General features: G+C 36.8%; 20 protein-coding genes and 4 pseudogenes. 19 read left to right on the top strand and 5 right to left on the bottom strand.

Annotation, left to right across the window (positions count from 1 at the left end; all coding sequences use genetic code 11):
* The first annotated feature begins 5 nt into the window (after window positions 1-5).
* The 4 genes from A5886_RS14875 to A5886_RS14860 all read left to right on the top strand — a co-directional run bounded on the left by A5886_RS14875 (window position 6) and on the right by A5886_RS14860 (window position 3385).
* Window positions 6-1823 (top strand): heavy metal translocating P-type ATPase, encoded by a 1818-nt coding sequence (locus tag A5886_RS14875; protein WP_086276083.1) that lies wholly within the window; start codon window positions 6-8, stop codon window positions 1821-1823.
* 63 nt (window positions 1824-1886) lie between these two features.
* A complete protein-coding gene (locus tag A5886_RS14870; protein WP_054117211.1) occupies window positions 1887-2123 on the top strand; it encodes a heavy-metal-associated domain-containing protein in 237 nt (78 codons plus the stop codon).
* Window position 2124: 1 nt separating this feature from the next.
* Window positions 2125-2676 (top strand): Dps family protein, encoded by a 552-nt coding sequence (locus A5886_RS14865; RefSeq protein WP_054117210.1) that lies wholly within the window; start codon window positions 2125-2127, stop codon window positions 2674-2676.
* Between the two features lie 16 nt (window positions 2677-2692).
* Window positions 2693-3385 (top strand): Crp/Fnr family transcriptional regulator, encoded by a 693-nt coding sequence (locus tag A5886_RS14860; RefSeq protein ID WP_086275829.1) that lies wholly within the window; start codon window positions 2693-2695, stop codon window positions 3383-3385.
* A 369-nt stretch (window positions 3386-3754) separates the two neighbouring features.
* Here A5886_RS14860 and A5886_RS15690 read toward each other — a convergent pair whose 3' ends face one another.
* Window positions 3755-3838: a type I toxin-antitoxin system Fst family toxin gene (locus A5886_RS15690; protein WP_071869432.1), complete on the bottom strand. Its 84-nt coding sequence runs from the start codon at window positions 3836-3838 to the stop codon at window positions 3755-3757.
* Window positions 3839-4022: 184 nt separating this feature from the next.
* Here A5886_RS15690 and A5886_RS14855 point away from each other — a divergent pair, with 184 nt between their 5' ends.
* Window positions 4023-4379, top strand: a complete 357-nt coding sequence (locus A5886_RS14855; protein WP_086275828.1) for a helix-turn-helix transcriptional regulator — start codon at window positions 4023-4025, stop codon at window positions 4377-4379.
* Between the two features lie 340 nt (window positions 4380-4719).
* Here A5886_RS14855 and A5886_RS16130 read toward each other — a convergent pair whose 3' ends face one another.
* Complete coding sequence (locus A5886_RS16130; RefSeq protein WP_237580196.1) at window positions 4720-4857, bottom strand: hypothetical protein; 138 nt, start codon at window positions 4855-4857, stop codon at window positions 4720-4722.
* A gap of 56 nt (window positions 4858-4913) precedes the next feature.
* On the bottom strand, window positions 4914-5207 hold the full coding sequence (locus tag A5886_RS16125; protein ID WP_256926239.1) for an AAA family ATPase: 294 nt from the start codon (window positions 5205-5207) through the stop codon (window positions 4914-4916).
* A gap of 926 nt (window positions 5208-6133) precedes the next feature.
* Between A5886_RS16125 and A5886_RS14840 the strand changes: the two genes are divergently transcribed.
* From A5886_RS14840 to A5886_RS14765, 14 genes and pseudogenes are all read left to right on the top strand, one after another.
* Window positions 6134-6556: a cupin domain-containing protein gene (locus A5886_RS14840; protein ID WP_002307506.1), complete on the top strand. Its 423-nt coding sequence runs from the start codon at window positions 6134-6136 to the stop codon at window positions 6554-6556.
* Between the two features lie 83 nt (window positions 6557-6639).
* The gene (locus A5886_RS14835; RefSeq protein ID WP_002307505.1) at window positions 6640-7293 is read left to right on the top strand and encodes an ABC transporter ATP-binding protein; all 654 of its coding nucleotides are present in this window, start codon (window positions 6640-6642) and stop codon (window positions 7291-7293) included.
* Window positions 7290-8054 (top strand): ABC transporter permease, encoded by a 765-nt coding sequence (locus tag A5886_RS14830; RefSeq protein WP_086275827.1) that lies wholly within the window; start codon window positions 7290-7292, stop codon window positions 8052-8054. The genes A5886_RS14835 and A5886_RS14830 overlap by 4 nt, the downstream gene beginning before the upstream one ends.
* A 410-nt stretch (window positions 8055-8464) precedes the next feature.
* Window positions 8465-8719, top strand: a complete 255-nt coding sequence (locus tag A5886_RS14820; protein ID WP_231455875.1) for a DUF302 domain-containing protein — start codon at window positions 8465-8467, stop codon at window positions 8717-8719.
* Window positions 8720-8724: 5 nt separating this feature from the next.
* Window positions 8725-9905: pseudogene (locus A5886_RS14815) on the top strand (DNA topoisomerase); the annotation flags it as partial.
* Window positions 9905-10144: pseudogene (locus A5886_RS14810) on the top strand (transposase); the annotation flags it as partial. The pseudogenes A5886_RS14815 and A5886_RS14810, both read left to right, overlap by 1 nt.
* A gap of 534 nt (window positions 10145-10678) precedes the next feature.
* On the top strand, window positions 10679-11251 hold the full coding sequence (locus tag A5886_RS14805) for a Dps family protein (protein ID WP_002292150.1): 573 nt from the start codon (window positions 10679-10681) through the stop codon (window positions 11249-11251).
* A 144-nt stretch (window positions 11252-11395) separates the two neighbouring features.
* Entirely contained in the window at window positions 11396-12100 is a 705-nt protein-coding gene (locus A5886_RS14800) for a Crp/Fnr family transcriptional regulator (protein ID WP_086275826.1), read from the top strand.
* 228 nt (window positions 12101-12328) lie between these two features.
* Window positions 12329-12667, top strand: coding sequence for a hypothetical protein (locus A5886_RS14795; RefSeq protein ID WP_086275825.1), 339 nt, complete (start codon window positions 12329-12331; stop codon window positions 12665-12667).
* A pseudogene (lgt, locus tag A5886_RS14790) lies at window positions 12652-13504 on the top strand (prolipoprotein diacylglyceryl transferase). The gene A5886_RS14795 and the pseudogene lgt overlap by 16 nt, the downstream one beginning before the upstream one ends.
* A gap of 146 nt (window positions 13505-13650) precedes the next feature.
* The gene (locus A5886_RS14785; protein ID WP_003103602.1) at window positions 13651-13884 is read left to right on the top strand and encodes a heavy-metal-associated domain-containing protein; all 234 of its coding nucleotides are present in this window, start codon (window positions 13651-13653) and stop codon (window positions 13882-13884) included.
* Window positions 13885-14204: 320 nt separating this feature from the next.
* The gene (locus A5886_RS14775) at window positions 14205-16109 is read left to right on the top strand and encodes a heavy metal translocating P-type ATPase (protein ID WP_086275824.1); all 1905 of its coding nucleotides are present in this window, start codon (window positions 14205-14207) and stop codon (window positions 16107-16109) included.
* A gap of 227 nt (window positions 16110-16336) precedes the next feature.
* Window positions 16337-16888, top strand: a complete 552-nt coding sequence (locus A5886_RS14770; protein ID WP_086275823.1) for a tyrosine-type recombinase/integrase — start codon at window positions 16337-16339, stop codon at window positions 16886-16888.
* A 158-nt stretch (window positions 16889-17046) separates the two neighbouring features.
* Entirely contained in the window at window positions 17047-17268 is a 222-nt protein-coding gene (locus tag A5886_RS14765) for a hypothetical protein (protein WP_022797248.1), read from the top strand.
* Window positions 17269-17554: 286 nt separating this feature from the next.
* Here A5886_RS14765 and A5886_RS14760 read toward each other — a convergent pair whose 3' ends face one another.
* Both A5886_RS14760 and A5886_RS14755 read right to left on the bottom strand, forming a co-directional pair.
* Window positions 17555-18235 carry an IS6-like element IS1216 family transposase gene (locus tag A5886_RS14760; RefSeq protein WP_179190056.1) on the bottom strand — a complete coding sequence of 227 codons (681 nt, stop codon included), beginning with the start codon at window positions 18233-18235 and terminating at the stop codon, window positions 17555-17557.
* Window positions 18236-18305: 70 nt separating this feature from the next.
* Window positions 18306-18968 (bottom strand): annotated as a pseudogene (locus A5886_RS14755) (IS30 family transposase); the annotation flags it as partial.
* Window positions 18969-19099: the final 131 nt, after the last annotated feature.

Raw genomic sequence — 19099 nt, 5'->3', positions numbered from 1 at the left:
ATCATATTACAGTTATTAGTGGTCTATTCATTATTATAGGTTTTATTGCACATTTCATCTTTACCAATACGGTTATCTTTAATAGTGCTTTTATAATTGCTTCCATATTGGGTGTTATACCAATTGCAATACAGGCTTATCAGGCTATAAAAGTAAAAGTAGTGAGTATTGATGTTTTAGTAACGATAGCCGTTATTGGTGCTTTCTTTATTCAAAATTACGAAGAGTCAGCTATTGTTACTTTTTTATTTTTATTCGGGTCATATTTAGAACAGCGTACACTTAAGCAAACACGGTCTGCTATTAAAGAGTTGACGGAAATGGCTCCAGAGACTGCTTTTAAGCAATTGAACGAGGGACAATTTGAAGAAGTAGATATTGATAAAGTAAAGGAAGGGGATATTCTCTTAGTAAAAACTGGGGCCAAGATTCCAGTAGATGGTAGGGTAACTACTGGAAAAGGATATGTAAATGAGGCTAATATCACCGGCGAATCTTTACCTCTAAAGAAAGAGAAGGGTGACAAAGTATTTGCCGGTACCACTATGGATAATGGGACTATTCAAATAATCGCTGATAGAATTGGGGAGGATTCTACATTTGGTCGAATTATTGAATTAGTAGAAGAAGCACAAGATTCTAAATCGGAAGCTGAACGATTTATTGACCAGTTCTCTCGTTGGTATACACCTGTGGTCCTTATCATTGGGCTATTAGTTTGGCTACTAACTAAAGATACAGCACTTGCGGTTACTGTATTAGTACTTGGTTGCCCAGGGGCCTTGGTCATTGGTGTACCTGTTTCAAATGTCGCGGGTATAGGAAATGGTGCAAAGAATGGAATTTTGTTTAAAGGTTCTGAAGTGATTAGTCATTTTGCAAATGTAGATACAGTCCTATTTGATAAAACAGGTACCTTAACTGAAGGAAAGCCTGAAGTTAGCGAATTCGTTTACTATGGAAATAATCAAGAGGAGGATTTATCTCTATTATACTCGGTTGAAAGGGAATCTGATCATCCCTTAGCTGTCGCTATTACAAATAAATTAGCGCAATATAAACTAAGACCTGTAGATAATACGCAGGTTATAAAAGGTGGGGGTGTAATTGCTCACGTTGACGGACACCTTGTTGCAGTAGGGAATAAAACCTTAATGGAACAAGAAAATATACCACTATCTGATGATGTTCTTAAAGAATTAGATAAATTAGAAAGAGCCGGTAGTTCAATTGTATTAACGGCAGTTGATCGTAAGTTAATTATTTTAATGGGAATCCGTGACCAAGTTCGAGCAGGTGTTAAACAAGACCTACAAAAATTAAAATCACTTGGTGTTAAAAATCTCATTGTATTATCAGGGGATAATCAAGGCACAGTTAATTTAGTTAAAAAGGAGCTAGGATTAACCGAGGCTCATGGCGATATGTTACCTGAGGACAAGCAAGCGTTTCTAAAAGAAAGACAGTCTACTGGTGAAATTATTGCTTTTATTGGTGATGGTGTGAACGATAGTCCTTCTCTAGCTACTGCAGAAGTAGGGATTGCTATGGGAAATGGGACAGATGTGGCTATTGAAAGTTCAGATATTGTTCTAATGAATTCCAATTTTAATCGTCTCCCCCATGCTTTAGGTTTAGCTAAAGGGACATATGCGAATATGCGACAAAATATTCTAATTGCTGTTGGTGTGGTGATAATTTTATTGGTTAGTTTAGTATTTAGTGAATGGATGTCTATGTCGATTGGCATGTTAGTTCATGAGGCAAGTATTTTAGTAGTTATTTTAAATGCGATGAGATTAAGAAGATATGAATTAAGATAATTGATCTACGTCAATTATCTTAAAAGAAATGTCCTGTATAATTTATTTAAAGGAGTGATAGATATGACTAAAGCAACATTAAAATTAGAAACATTAACTTGTCCATCATGTTTACAAAAAATTGAAAATGGTTTAAAACAGACAGCTGGTGTAGAAAAAGATTCTGTAAAAGTACTGTTCAATGCAAGTAAGGTAAAAGTGGATTTTGATGAAGAACAAGTCAATTTGAGTGCAATTGAAAAATCTATTGAAAACCTAGGATATTCAGTTATTAGTTCAAAAGTAAAGGAAGGTGTATAAAATGACAACAGCAAATGAAAGACAAGAAAAATTAGCTGCTGAAAAAGCATATAAAGAACACATTCATCATACCAAGATTAATGCTGCAGCTGTCACAGATCATATACTTGCTAATATCCATACCTTACATGTAAAATTACATCAATATCATTGGTATGTAAAAGGCACAAATTTCTATTCATTGCATAGTGTTTTTGAGAATTTATATAATGAGAATGAGACATGGTTTGATAAGATTGCAGAACGTTTACTAGCTTCAGGATTTAAGCCAGCTTCAACAACTACTGAATTTCAGGAATTTACAATAATTTCTGAAGATCCGTCTGAAAAATATTATTCCGCTGAAGAAATGGTCATACAGTTAGTAGGAGATTTTAGGACTAATCGTGAATTTACCGTTCGTGCAATGCGTTTAGCACAAGAAGAAGCAGATGATGCATTAGAAGATTTACTAATTAGTTATAAAGATTACTTAGATATAAATATTTGGCAACTTCAAGCCTTCGTTAACAAGGATGCGTTAGAAGATGATGACTATATAGATAACGATTAATTAGGAGGAAAGCTGTATGGCACACCATCACCACCATAGTCATATAGATTGTATACGTTTAGTTCCGATTTTTAATCACCTAAATGAAGAACAAATGAGTTTAATTGCGCAATCAGCGCAAGAAGTACATTATGCAAAGAATGCGTTGTTATTTGGAAATGGTGATAAAGATGACACACTTTATATTATAAATAATGGGCGTGTACGTGTTTATAACTTAAATGAATCTGGTCGTGAACAAACTGTACGCATATTAAATCCTGGTGATTTTATGGGAGAAGTGGCTATTTTTCAAACTGAAAGTTACCATTCTAATTATGCTGAAGCAATATCAGAAGTAAGCATATGTAGAATTCATAAAAAGGATATGGATGACTATTTAGGCGCTTACCCAGAAATTATGAGAAGAATACTATCAGATGTTACGAAACGGTTACAGATATCAGAAAAGCAAACGATGCAGGTTGGTTTGGAGCAAGTAGAGTCTCGTATTATTGATTTTCTATCAGAATACGTTGAAGATGAAGAAAACCATACTTATGTGACTTTACCAATGTCGAAAAAAGATCTAGCCTCCTACTTGGGTACAACCCCAGAAACAATAAGTCGCAAGTTCTCATCATTGGAAGAGAGAGGTTTAATTAAACAGCATACTCAAAAACATATTGAGATATTTGATTTAGATAAATTATTATTTGCATCAAGTTAAGTTAAATGGTTCTATGATAAATAGTATTGGTTACCAACACTATTTATCATAGAACCTAAATTTAAAAGCATGGTCGCAAGTTTCACTAGCAGCCATGCTTTTATTGAATCATTGTAGGACATTTTAAAGATAAAATTGCCCACTTTAAAATTAAACATGTGCTTAGAATCGTTCTAGGCAACACCAATAACAACAAATAGAATCAGCAACTTGGCTTCATTTTAAAATCATGCTATAATGAATATGCGAAACGAGATAAGTTCTAATGAATAGCACAAAAGCCCAACCTATTGCGAGTAGGTCGGGCTTTTCTTTGCACTTGTTGCGAATACAAGCGTGTGAGTTAGACAGCAACTTGCTTGCTATCGTCTAATCATCTAACCAATGATCAACTAATGTGATTATTAGACCCACTAAAAGTGGTGCGATAACTAACGAGATAATTTGTTCCATGAATAGCACCCCCTTACGGGGCAAGTTGCCGTTAATTAGTATAGCATACTTAATATTCTAAACAGTTGATAAATTAAGATAAAAGCTAAAATCACTAATCACAAGTGATTTGTGATTTACAAGGTGTAACGATATAATTAAATGGAAAACGTGCAAAATATTTACATAAACAGGGGGGAGAAACTTGGAACTAGCATTTAGAGAAAACTTAAAAAAGATGAGAGGTACCAAATCAAAAGAAAAATTCTCCCAAGAATTAGAAATGAGTAGATCAAATTATTCACGAATAGAATCAGGAAAATCAGATCCAACCATAAAAACACTAGAACAAATTGCAAAGTTAACTAACTCAACGCTAGTAGTGGATTTAATCCCAAATGAGCCAACAGAACCAGGATCAGAACAAGTAACATTGGATTTAGAAATGGAAGAAGAAATAATCTCAACTCTCCAAAATCCTCAAAATACCGCTATATCAAGCCATTTCCAGCCTCTACTTATCCACCCTTGTTATCAATCCCACCAACTCGATGTGGCTTGAGAGGACAGAATGAATGTCATTTGAGTATGTTCGTTCTCGGAAACATATCCATTCATGATAAAAAATAACGTGTCTAATTGCATAATCATGATTGAGTAGAGTTGTCAAAAGAATAAACATAACGTATTTCAGTAAGTTTTTTTCCTGTAATTTCAATAATGCATTCATCGTCTTCATTGCATCGCCACTTATTCTTCCGGCTGAATCAATATTACCCCCTGCTCTGAGATGACAATAATGATATCACCTGAAGCTGGTATCCCCTTGTTGGAAGTATATCTTTCAAAAAATTTGACAAAACTTATCATCTAGTACAATTTCCATGCCTAAAACCACAATATTAATATCCCTCGACTACTATAACTTCACCTTCTTCATCAGTTGGGGGTTGAAAATGATCATAATAAGTGGAAGCTGTTTGCTCCGTCAATATGATATCATTTTGATGATTTCCGTTTCTTTTTCGAATACGTTCCATAACAACTTCCTTAGGTGTCTTTATATAATAGATTTTGGGTTCTATGTCGTATTTCTTTAATAATGAAATATATTCATTTCTCTAGACCAAAATGAATAATCGAGAACAATATCAATGTTTTGCATGATAAGTGAAATTAGTTTTTCATCAAGATAGGTTTTAATATCTTCTAAAACCTCCTGAGGTAAAGGATGTTCATTCAAACCTCGTTTGAATGATTCTTCATCATAAGATAGTATTGTCATCCCGGTACTTTCAAATTTTTTTGCTAGTGTTGATTTACCTGCTCCCGCAGGGCCGCACATTAAAATAACTTTACTTTTCGACAAATTATCTACTGTATTTTTCATTGATATAACCTCCTATAACAAACCAAGAAAACATGACACTCTCCTTAAGCATTATTACTATTCGCTCTTTTCATGATTTCCTGTACTATTGATGTTTTAGCATTCGCATAGTGCTGGACATGCCTCCATTTATGCATTGGCACTTAATCTCTTATTACTGGAGTTAAATTCATATGATTTTTAATCTGCAAAAAAGTTTATAGCACCGTCGCTTATACCAGAAAATATAACAAACGCCGCATTGTTTTTTTGTGCACTTTAATAATCTATTCAACTAAGGAATTAAGCTGGCTGTCAAGAGAGTAATATCGTATTGAATCTCAGGTGGAAATTTTCTGCGGTATCTTTTTTGACTGAAATGACATTAGTGTCTTTTGGGGATTGTGTATGTAAGTATTTTTTAAAATCATTATAACAAGTTTTGGACAAAAATTCTCATGAAAAAACAGAATTTAAATAGCATGATAAACTAGAGAAGATAGTTTAATGTGCTTATAGGAACACCCCACTTTTACAGTCACAATCAATAACCTTGCTACTTTCTTTCGAAATTGATAAGAGTCTAAAGGATTGACAACGCTTGATAGTGAGCATAAACTTAATGTACGCTAGTTAGTTTACAAGTGCAAACTAAAAAAGTATGATGTGTCGTCTCTGAAATTCTCCCTGATTCAAGTCATAACCAGAGTACATATCGGTTATTTTTTGATTCCATATTTTTTCCTTTATGTGCTGAGGATTAAGGGGTACCAATTGTAATTGCGCGTTATATGGTCTTTGTTTAGAATCGCTCTCCAAAAAGCCAATTTTTTGCATAGAATTTTAGATGTGGTACCATTAATTAGAATTATTATAAATTAATTAGAATTATTATAAATAAGAAGTAGGTATCATTGTTTCTGTACAAAGACTAGGAGGAATGGAAGATGGAAATAGACTACAAGGATCATGGGAAGAAGCCGTATATCATTAATATTGAAGACGCCACCACAGGAAATGATAATTACCGGACGACCATTTGGACAGGCAGTAAACTGCAAGTCACCGTAATGTCCATTCAACCGGGCGATGACATCGGTTTGGAAGTGCACGAAGGCATTGACCAATTTATCCGTATTGAAGAAGGAGAAGGCGTGTGTAAAATGGGGCCTTCTAAAGATAACTTACATGTTCAACAAAAAGTGATGGATGATGACGCCGTATTTGTTCCGGCGGACATGTGGCACAACATCGAAAACACCGGTGATAAGCCGCTCAGACTGTATACCATTTATGCTGGTCCAGATCACCTTGAAGGAACGGTTCACCCTACTCATGAAGACGCCAAAAACGATCCAAACGAACACTGAGGTACACTAGGATGAAACAAAAGCCCTGCACCCGTATGGATGGTCCACTGGTGCAGGGCTTTTTTATAAAGGAGAGAAGTGGTATGAGTGATTCATTGTTTCAATTAGAGAAGGTTGGTTTTCAGGCAAACGGAAACCAAATCCTTCAAGATATCTCTTTTACAGTAAACAAAGGGGAAGTGATTGTTTTTTCTGGTCCTTCTGGAAGTGGAAAAAGTACCCTTTTGAAATTAATTGGTACGCTGCTTTCCCCAACTTCCGGAAAAATTTATTATCGAGGTACGGATCTGCAAAAAATCGATCCTGTGGAGTATAGAAAAGAAGTCTCTTATTTCTTTCAAAACGCTTCTCTATTCGATGAGACAGTTCAAGAGAACTTGTCTTTTCCTGCCCGCATAAGAGAAGAAGGATTTGATCGGGAACGTGCAAAAAAATTGTTAGAACGAGTTCAAATACCTGAAACTTACTTATCGAAAGAGGTCAAGGAACTATCAGGAGGGGAAAAACAACGGGTTGCATTGGTGCGAAATTTGATGTATCAACCGAAAGTGTTGCTCCTGGATGAAGTTACCAGTTCATTGGACCAAGAAAACAGAGCGATTGTCCTTGATTTAGTCCGAGACATGATGAAAGACCAACAAACTACGGTGTTGGCCGTCACTCACAACCAGGAAGAAATCGACCAAGCTTCTCGTCTGATTACTATCAAAGGTGGAAAAATGGAGGAATCGAAATGACAAACAATTTGGAAATCAGTAATCTTTCTTTGCTTTTATCCTCTGTCCTCTTGATAGTTGCCTTGTTGATTGATTACAAAGAGAAATTGGGATTAGGAAACGACATTTTTATTGCGGGAATTCGCGCTGTCGTTCAATTATTCCTTATTGGATATGTATTGAGCTACGTATTACGAGTGGATAACAACTTTCTCACTTTAGCGATGGTTTTGTTCATTGTGTTCAACGCTTCTTATAACGCCCATACACGCAGTGAGGGGATCAACCGCTCTTTTAAAATTTCAACGACGGCTATTGGAGTAGGAACAGCCTTGTCCTTACTCATTCTTGTTTTTTCAGGAGTCATTGACTGGTCCCCTTCCCAAATCGTTCCAATTACAGGCATGATTGCCAGCAACGCCATGACTGCGATTGGAGTGACCTATCGGTCTTTGAATTCAAAATTTACGGACCAACGCCAACAGGTATTGGAAAAATTGGCATTGGGAGCCAATAAAAAACAAGCGTCCATGAGTATTGTAAGAGAAAGCGTCAAAATGGGCATGGCTCCTTCAATTGACCAAACAAAAACGGTTGGACTTGTCAGCCTACCAGGTATGATGTCAGGGTTGGTTTTTGCGGGAATTGATCCTGTTCAAGCGATTCGTTACCAAATTGTTGTGATGTTTATGTTGATTTCAGTTACTGCGATTTCTTCGTTTATTGCTAGTTATATGGCTTACCGTGAGTTTTATAACAATCGCGGTCAATTAATTATATGATTTGGGATGATACACTACTCTTAAAACCAGTGGTTACAATTTTATGTAGTTAAAAGAAGACCTCACGAGAATAATTGCAAAAAGAACTTCATTTTTTAAGGAAGAAGGATATTTTTGTCATCGAATCTTTGGAACGACTAGGGCGAAACTATGATGAAATTTTTTATATAGTGCAGCAACTGGATTAAAAGGATATCGGACTGATTGTTTTGAACATGCCTATCCTCAACCAATGAGAACTTTCGACGAAATCATGTTCTAGAAAGAAATTTCTATCCAATAAGAATTCCAAATCATGGACACTATTATCAAAGAAGCTTTAATAGATAAAATATTCAAAGCAGATTCTAAAAAAGTCGATTCCACAAAATATACATGAAATGAAAAATAGAGGAATATAAGTGAACTTTATGTATGAAGTTAAAACAACTAAATCATTCCAAGCGGCAACAGAAGCACTCATTGAGAAACTCAAAGAAAGAGAATTTGGTGTATTGTATCAAGTTAATTTTAAAGAAAAAATTAAATCTAAAGGGTTAGATTTCCCTACAAATTTTGAGGTATTAGAAGTATGTAATCCAAAACAAGCAAAAGAAGTATTGGAAAAACGTATTGAAGTTGGCTACTTTTTACCGTGTAAACACGCCAAATTGCCGATTGGTTGATCGGCATGAACGCAAGCCCTTTGTATACGTTAAATTTACAACAGAAGGGCGTACAAGGTACATTTTCCCTAGGACGTGTTCAAACGCCCACCTTATACCTTATTTTTCAGCGCCAGGAAGCCATAGAGAATTTTAAAAAAGAACCTTTTTTCGAGGTGGAAGCTAGTATAAAAGTAAACCAAGGGTCATTTAAGGGCGTTCTAAGCCCCACACAGCGTTTTAAAACCCAAGAGGAGCTTTTCTTTTAGCTTTTGTTTCTTCTAAACAAGCTAAAATAGGCAATCAAGAGGGGATAATTGCTGATGTTCAAACCAAAGAGAAGAAAACGAATAGTCCGAGTTTGTTTTCTTTAAGTAGTTTGCAATCAAAAGTCAATCAGCTTTATAAAGCGACAGCGAGCCAAACTTTAAAAGCTATGCAAAGACTGTATGAAGCAAAATTATTGAGTTATCCAAGAACAGATACACCATTTATTACAGAGAACGAATTTGCTTATTTAAAGGCGAATTTTGGCAAATATAGCGGTTTTTTAGGACTTGATCTTGAAATGGTTCAAACAGAGCCTAGAAAGCGTTATGTGGACGGTAGTAAGGTACAGGAACACCACGCCATTATCCCAATGAAACAAGTACCTACAGAATCTGCATTAGCTAAAATGGACGATTTACAACGAAAAATTTATGCTTTAGACGTTAAAACGACCGTTGCCATGTTTTTACCTGATTACTTGTATGAAGAAACCAAGATACAAACGAAAGTAGCTGATTTGCTGTTTCAATCGATCGGAAAGACACCAAAACAAGAAGGTTGGAAAATTCTTTTCAAACAACAAACCAAAGAAGAAAAAGAGGACGTTCAAACGTTACCACTCGTTATCATTGGCGAACGTGCCGAAGTTGATGTTAAGAGTGTTGAAAAAGAAACGCAACCGCCAAAAGCTTTTACAGAGGGTACACTTTTAACCGCTATGAAAACGGCGAATAAAACGGTTGATAATGAAGAAGCAATAAAAATTTTACAAGAAGTTGAGGGGATTGGAACAGAAGCAACAAGAGCAAGTATTATTGAAGCGTTAAAACAAAAAGAATATATCCAAGTGATTAAGAATAAACTTGTTGTAACTGAAAAAGGAAAATTATTGTGCCAGGCAGTTGAAAGTCAGCACCTTTTAACGAGTGCTGAAATGATTTCCCATTAGCCATACGCAAGACCATTTACTCTACGAACTTGATTGAATCCTTTAATAAGCAAATCAAGAAATACAGCCACCGCAAGGAACAGTTCCAAAATGAAGAGTCGATGGAACGTTTCTTAGTCTCGTCTTTTGATACTCACAACCAAAAATTCCTAGGTCGCAGTCATAAAGGTTTCCAACAGGCCGAAGGCGAGCTCGAACAAATGCTGAGTCAACCGATGGAGAATTAGAAACAATCTACAGTAGGAAAGAACCATTTACACAAAATTATTGACGCTCCCAAGCTAAAACTCCTATTAATCGATCTACTAAAAATAAATAAAAAATTCTTTTCAATTTTTATTTATGGTATGACATAAATAAAGTAAAGTTATTCTTCTAGGTTAATCTTATTAATACTCTTTCTCACTAGTGTTGCATGCAACACTAGTGAGAAAGAGCATTAAATATACTGCAAGGCAAGACATTTGGTAATTGAAGAATAACAAGCAAAAAAATAGCAGTCAGGTCTCTTGACAAAGTATAGTTGCTATTCTTTTTTTAGGCCCTACTTTAATGAAATTTTTGTTTGGAGGGAACGACTTCATTCCTTTGATTATTTCAGTTGAATTTAATAGAGAAGCCTGGCGTCTATTAAGAAATACTTTTCTTGATGAGCGTCAATTTTTTTAACGGAAATCTATCCTATACTAAATTCAGTAAAGAAAAAGGAGGAGTCAAAGAAAGCTATTTTAAACAAACCAAATTTATAGGAGGAATAAATCATGACTGAAAATAAAGCTACTCAAGAAAGAACACCCCAAGAAAGATTGCAAGAAGAACAAGAACACAAGGAACATGTTCATCATACGAAAATTAATGCAGCGGCCATTGCGGATCATCTTTTAGGCAACATGCATACATTACATGTGAAACTGCACCAATATCACTGGTATGTAAAAGGAGCCAATTTCTTTACGTTGCATGAAAAATTTGAAGAGTTGTATAACGAAAATGAAAAATGGTTCGACAAACTTGCGGAGCGTCTAATTACTTCTGGGCATAAACCTGCTTCGACAACGGTTGAATTTGAAAAATATTCGATGCTTTCGGAAGATGCAGTTAATAAATACGCTAAAGCAGAAGACATGGTTGAAAATATTATCGAGGACTTCAGAAGCACTCGTGACCTAACTATTCGCGCGATTCGTTTAGCTCAAGACGAGGGTGACGATGCTTTAGAAGATACATTGATTGCTTTTAAAAATGACTTAGACAAGAACATTTGGATGCTGCAAGCGTTCATTGGTAAAGAAGCATTAGAAGATGATGACGCTCTTGATGAGGATGAAGATTAAGGTAAAAGTAGAAGCTGATTTAGGGATTGGAATTCTTTCCAGTCCTTTTTCCATTTTCTTGATGTGCATCAATTTTTTTGTAGTAAGAGACTTATATAATAAAAGCAGCGAATATAAACAAAATAAATAAAGGGGGAGAATGAATTGACTAAACATACCCATCATGAAATTGGCGACCACGCAGCCTGTATCCGCTTGGTTCCAATATTCAATCACTTAGAGGATAGCGCGATGAATTACATTGCTGAAAAAGCCCACACGAAACAGTATCAAAAAGGAGAGTTTCTGTTTCGTTCACAAGAAAAAGAGGATACTTTATATATTATCAATCGTGGGAAAATCCGTATTTATCAATTGGCAGACTCTGGCAAAGAGCAGCTAGTGCGGATCTTGAACCCTGGTGATTTCACCGGAGAATGGACCTTGTTCAACCCGGATGCAGTACACGAGGAATATGCCGAAGCAACCCGAGATACCGTTGTCTGTATGATTCAGCAAAAAGATGTCCAAGATTTTCCGGAACAATACCCAGTTATTTCTTTAAAACTATTGGCGGAAATGTCTAAACGGTTAGAAAGTTCAGAACGTCAAACGACACAAGTAGCCTTGGAGAGTGTCATTACCCGTTTAGTTTTGTTTTTGGCAGAAAATGTGGAACCTGAAATGGGCAACTCTCCCACCATCACCCTGCCGATGGAAAAAAAGGACATTGCTTCCTATTTAGGAACGACACCTGAGACCATCAGGCGCAAATTTGGAGAATTGGAGGACGAGGGATTGATTCAACAGCTGTCTGGGAAAAGGATCAAGATTCAGGATTTAGATGATTTATTGCTTTACAGCGAATAATCGGACACACTTTTTTCTACACGTTGGTGTTCTGTCGCTCTTCATTAACAACGGGACAGAACTCAGTGCTTTTGCTTCCATCTGTCCGTTTTTGGCTTTTTTAAGACAGAACGACCTTCATTCATTGGAAAAATAAAAGCACAAACATGATAACCCTCAAGTTTTTTTGTTTTATTTTTCTTTAAGATAGGGTTGTCGAACAAAACGTAAAAATAAGTAGGGGTGAATGTGCATTATTTTTGGGTGATAGTTGCCATCACGTTGTCAGCAGCGGGTGCATTCTTTGTCGTCCCTTTCACCAAGAACACGATTGGCGGCGAAGCAAAAACGTCTAACGTTGTTGAGGCAGATAGGTTAGCTATGGAAAAAGAAGAGGAAGTTGTAAAAGGAGCCGGCGTAATCGGACACGGAAAAGTGGCGTATTACGAAGCGAGTGACCAGGGAGATAAAAGTGTATTCACTGTTTGGTTTCCATGGAGCTTAGCCGGAATCTTGTTCAGCATCACCATGACTAGAATGACGCGAAAAATTGAAGAAATGGAGCAAATAGAATGGGATTCGTATTAGGCGTTTTGAATCCCCATGTGGTGGAGATTGGTTCTGTTGTGATTCATTGGTATGGAGTCATTATTGCAGCGGGCATATTAGCGGCTCTCCAGTTGAGCACCAAGGAAGCAAAGAAAAAAGGACTGGAAGAGGATACCATTATCGATATGGGCTTATGGGCAATTCCGATTGGACTCCTCGGCGCTCGGCTTTATTATGTGTTATTTGAACTTGGTTATTATCTGCAAAATCCAGGACAAATCCTTGCGATTTGGAATGGCGGCATTGCGATTTATGGGGGATTGATTGCAGGAGGGGTACGCTATATTGGTATGCAAAGAAAAAAGGTACTTCTTTGGCACTCGTTCTTGATATCTTAGCGCCCAATGTATTGTTAGCCCAGTCCATTGGTCGTTGGGGCAATTTTATGAATCAGGAAGCTCATGGTGGACCGGTTACTCGTCAATTCTTGGAAAATCTTTATTTACCTGAATTTATCATTGAACAAATGAATATCAATGGTACCTACTACCATCCGACTTTTTTATACGAGTCATTGTGGAGTTTGTTGGCTTTGTCCTCATCGTCACTATACGGAACCGAAAACAGCTTTTGCGTCAAGGAGAAGTCGCTTTGAGTTACGTTTTGTGGTACTCAGTGGGTCGGTTCTTCATTGAAGGTATGCGAACGGACAGTTTATGGATTGGCGAGTGGATCCGCGTTTCGCAAGCCTTGTCTCTGGCCCTGTTTATTGGCGCGATTGTAGTATGGTTTATACGCAGACAAGATTATCCACCAATTTCTTATTATTCTGATGGCAATAAGGGGCAGAAAAAGACTATTAAGATGGTGAATTGAGCAAAAAGATAAAAAGAAGTGCAAAACTTGATATGCGTCAATTTTCGTTTGCTAAAAGTGAGCTATACTACAGTTGTAAAGAGGAAAAGGCAGTGTTCATTAATCTGCTGCCGATAAAATAAAAACACATAAAGGAGATAGGAATTATGGAAAAAGCTATATTGCAATTAGAAACGTTGTCTTGTCCAAGTTGTATGCAAAAAATTGAAGGTGCCGTGAAATCAGTTAACGGTATTGATAAAGACAGCATTAAAGTATTATTCAACTCCAGCAAAGTCAAAACCAATTTTGATTCAGCTGTCACTTCGATTGAAGAGATTCAAAAAGCTATCGAAAACGTAGGCTATCCGGTCCTTAAAGCAAAAGTCAAGGCCGCTTAACAGATTAAATGAACTAGGCAATTCTGGAAGAAAAGCTATTTTTCCAGGATTGCTTTTTTTGTTGCAATCCGATTCGAGGTGCTTAGAAACGATAAAAGAGAACTTTCTAAACTTGATAGCCGTAAATTTTTATTCGATAAAAAGAGGGTATCGTTATAACTGTAAAGAGGAATAAGTGTCATTGAGGCTGTTAGATCAAAAAAATAGTGAGAAGGGACACGTATTTTTTCAAAACTTGATGTCAGTCAATTAATTACTTAGGCAATTATCTTATACTGTGTTTATCAATAAAAGAGAAATTAAATTTGGAGGGAAAAAGCATGCAACAATATATATTAAGCAAGAAAAATGTTATCACCGTCATCAGTGGATTGTTAATCGTACTCGGTTTCTTCAGTCACTTTGTTTTAGAAAACGTAGGACTTTCAGAGTGGTCTTTGATCATCGCCTCTGTCTTTGGGATTACGCCAATTGCCATTCAAGCGTTTCAAGCAATGAAAGTCAAAGTCATCAGTATTGATGTCTTAGTCAGTATTGCAGCGATTGGTGCGCTTTTTATTCAAAATTATGAAGAATCGGCTATTGTCACGTTCTTATTCTTATTCGGACACTACTTGGAACAACGAACATTGAACCAAACGCGATCTGCTATCAAAGAATTGACTGAAATGGCACCCGAAAGCGCCTTGAAACAAATGGATAATGGCGAATTTGAAGAAGTAGAAGTGGATGATATAGATGAAGGGGATATCTTGCTCGTTAAAACGGGTGCGAAAGTTCCAGTAGATGGCATAGTCCTTACGGGTGAAGGGCATATCAATGAAGCTAGCATTACAGGTGAAGCTGTTCCAGTCAACAAGCTAGCTGATGCAGAAGTTTTTGCAGGAACCATTTTAGAAAACGGAACGATTCAAATCAGAGCTGACCGAGTTGGTGAGGACACCACATTTGGAAAAATTATTGAACTCGTGGAAGAAGCACAAGATTCTAAATCCGAAGCGGAACGGTTCATTGATCGCTTTTCTAAATACTACACACCAGCTGTCTTGGTTCTGGCAATTGTTGTATGGGCGTTCAGTCAAAATATTGAGTTAGCAATCACCATCTTGGTTCTAGGTTGCCCAGGCGCATTAGTTATCGGAGTGCCTGTCTCAAACGTTGCCGGTATTGGGAATGGTGCTCGTAACGGTGTTCTTTTAAAAGGGAGTGAAGTCATTCAAGACTTCAGCAATGTGGATACAATTGTATTTGATAAGACAGGTACTTTAACTGTCGGAAACCCAACCGTTGCAGCGACTGAACTGTATGAAAAAGATCCTGCTGAAACGCTTGGCTATCTGGCCAGTGTGGAACGGGAATCAGATCATCCATTAGCAAAAGCGGTCTTAAATCAAATTGGAGAAACAAACTTTTATCCTGTTGAAGGAACTGAAGTCGTGAAAGGCGGCGGAATCGTTTCAAGTGTAGCTGGACATAGAGTGGCTGTTGGGAATGTGGCCTTGATGGAAAAAGAAAATGTCACTCTCAGCAAAAAAGTGCAAAAAGATGTCAAACGGTTTGAACAACAAGGGAACTCTCTCGTTTTGACAGCGGTCGACGGTGAATTAAAAGTACTGATGGGCATTCGCGATCAAGTCCGTCCGGGTGTGAAAGCTAATTTGCAGGAATTAAAAGACTTGGGCGTGAAAAATCTAGTCGTTCTTTCAGGAGATAACCAAGGAACCGTTGATGTGGTCGCCGGCGAACTTGGTTTGACCGAAGCTCACGGCCACATGTTGCCGGAAGACAAATCGGCTTATATTGGAAAACTTCAACAACGTGGTCAAATTGTAGCCTTTGTTGGAGATGGCGTTAACGATAGTCCGTCCTTAGCTTTAGCAGACATTGGAATCGCAATGGGAAGCGGAACGGACGTAGCGATTGAAACATCCGATGTCGTTTTAATGAACTCGAACTTCAGCAACTTGCCTCACGCATTAGGATTAGTAAAAGCCACCGCAAATAATATGAAACAAAATATCGTGATTTCAATTGGAGTAGTGTTGGTCTTGTTGACCAGCGTCTTCTTCAGCGAATGGATGAATATGTCTATCGGAATGTTGGTTCATGAAGGTAGTATCTTGGTGGTAATTTTCAATGGCATGAGATTAATGAAGTATAAGTTGAAAGGTCGAAAAGAACAAAAAGAAGTATCAGCACCTGCAGAGAAAGTAAAAATATCTTAAGAATAAATTAGAAGAGGCTGAGACAATAGTCCATCCTTTAAATGATTAAAAAATCTAATAATAAAATTTAAATTCCTATTAAGTTGTAACACATGAAATTGTATAAAAACGTGTATTGGGAATCCTATTCTAATAGGGTTCTTTTTTTATAAGGGTGTACAATACATGATTTCGTGGTATAGTGAACAAAATCATGTATCTATTTTGTGAGAGGAGAGACCATTTCAATGAGTTACAACGTCCAACCGCTAAGGACTCAGCAAGAAATAAACGACTTTTTATTTTGTTTAAGAAGAAACAAAAACGCAGATCGGGATGTTTTTCTCTTTTTGATTGGCATTAATAGCGGATTACGCATGTCAGATATCGTAAAATTGAAGAAACAAGACCTTATTTCTTCAAAAAATCCCCGAATCGCCGAGAAAAAAACAGGGAAAACCCGTATTTTGTATTTAAGTAGTTTGCAGGACTTGATCCAAGAGTATACGAAAGACCTAGAACCAGAGGATTATTTGTTTCCTAGCACCAAAGGTGGCCATGTGGAAGTGAATACGGTCTATCAGATGTTTCAAAAGGTCGCTAAGCTGTTAGGAAGAGACGATATTGGGACGCACACGCTGCGGAAGACGTTTGGCTACCATTACTATAAGAAAACCAAAGACGTGTCCATACTAATGGAAATTTTCGGTCACAGCAGCGAGAAGATTACGAAACGGTATATCGGGATCAATGAAGATGAAATCAGTGAGACTTTATTAAATTTTAGACTCGGTTTTTAAATCTATATTTATTAAGAAGACAGTATTTAAAGTCAGAAGTTATTGTGGGTGTTCCCTAATTGAAAATTTATCTGCTAATGAATAATTTTATTGTTCATTAGCGTTAGTCCCAATTGATTAGTCGTGATATAATCAATTGAAAAAATGGAGGTGTTTTTATGTCAACTATTTATACTACAAACGAATGGAATGGATATGGGAAACAAAATTATTATTGGAATGAATATCGATTAGAAGGTAATTCGATAGTTAAATATAAATGTAATAGACATAAGTTTTTTGATGGAAACGAGAATAATTGGGAAGAAAGTGAAACAGAAGTAGAAAGTTGGAATATCAATGATTCTAATTTACCTAATTGGTTAAGAGAATACATATGAAAGTTCAAATAAATAGTTAATTAATGATCAGGTAACTTAAATTCTTAGGTGTCATAATCGCGGTTAATCCAAGTACCCCTGTCACCCTTATCGTGACAGGGGTTTCTGCTTGCTCACTTGTGAAGAATATGCAGTTTTTTATCCAATCGCGTTAAATCAAACTTTTAACCTTTTCACAAAGATCTATTTATAAAAAAACTCCACTATTATAAAAAAAAAGTATTCATTTTTGGGTTCTGTTGCAAAGTTTTAAATAAAGAATAAAATCGCTTACGGTATCTATGATTTAAGCTGGGATTCCCAATAATACCTTGATTTCAGTACAGACCGAAAACCTGAAGAGAGTGCCTTCTTTTCGGGTTTTCTTATATAATCCTCGGATGGCTTCCATGCCTTTAATCGTGGTAGAGGCAGTGCGTAAACTTCGATAGAATTTATTGCGTCTCTTTACTGGACGATGGTCTTGTTCAATCAAATTATTCAGGTATTTAATGGTAAGATGTTCTGTCCCTTGATAAAAGCCGTATTCTTTTAGTTTCTTAAAGGCACTTGTAATAGAGGGGGCTTTATCTGTGACTACAACCTTCGGTTCATCAAACTGCTTCACTAACCGCTTAAGAAAAGCATAGGCTGCTTGTGTGTCCCGTTTTTTACGTAACCAAATATCCAAGGTTAAACCATCTGCATCGATGGCTCGATACAAATAATGCCATTTTCCTTTAATTTTGATGTACGTTTCATCCATTTTCCATGAATAAAAGGATTTTTCATTTTTCTTTTTCCAAATTTGATAGAGTAGTTTGCCATATTCTTGCACCCAACGATAAATCGTCGTATGAGAAACGTTAATGCCACGATCATATAAGATTTCTTGAACTTCACGATAGCTAAGGTTATAACGAAGATAGTAGCCCACGGCTACAATAATCACATCCTGCTGAAATTGCTTTCCTTTAAAATGATTCATCGTCATTCCTCCTGCTATCTTTTTCTATTATTCTACCTTATTTGATAGTAGATTTAAAACTTTGCAACAGAACCGTAAGCAATGCTTGGTCTTTGCCAACGCGCAGTCCGTTCACCGTATCAATTTCCCAATCACCAAAACGTTCACGAGTATCGACAATATCTGGTCGATTTTCGATCAAATCGCCGAGAATTTTTTTATTCTTCCTACTCTGTGATCGCTTGGTGTTTCGTCGAACCTTGAGATGCAGATCAATATTTTTTGTTTCCAGCCAGCCGAGATCAATATAGGTGTAAAGGGTTGTGGTACAAGGGATTGTCTCATTTGGAAACAAGCCGAGTTTCTTTGCACGACCAACAACGACATCAGGCGCTTGTTTTTCTGTCTTCATTTGATGATCGGCATACGCCATGAACTTTGGCGAAGAAACCCATTTCGGTTGTTTGCGAGAATTTGTTCGTGCGTTTTCGTAAGCGGCTTGACCAGCATCTGTGGAATAAACAAACGATTCATATTCGTAGGTTTTACCATTTTGGACTTGGCGCCTGATTTGGCGAACCGTACCGTCTTTTACTTCGCTATGAATGGTTTGAGGGGCACGTCCGAGTAATTTTGCGATTGCACGATTCGACAAAGGGCGATCGATTTGTTTCCAAGCTTCAATTTTATTTCGTTCTTCATAATCAAGGTGTTTGCCTTTGCGTAAAAATGTGGTATTCTCAGTTTGCGTCATTGTCATTTCATCCTTTATTGATTGTGTAGGAACTTCAATAATACATGAAATTGGGCAATGATGTTTTTTTATTTTATGAAGTGGCTAAGTTCATTTTAAAATTCGCCATCGTTTATAAGATAATATAAAAA

The organism is Candidatus Enterococcus testudinis (genome assembly GCF_002140915.1).
GTDB classification, from domain to species: domain Bacteria; phylum Bacillota; class Bacilli; order Lactobacillales; family Enterococcaceae; genus Enterococcus_D; species Enterococcus_D testudinis.
This window is presented reverse-complemented; position numbering and strand designations above follow the sequence as displayed.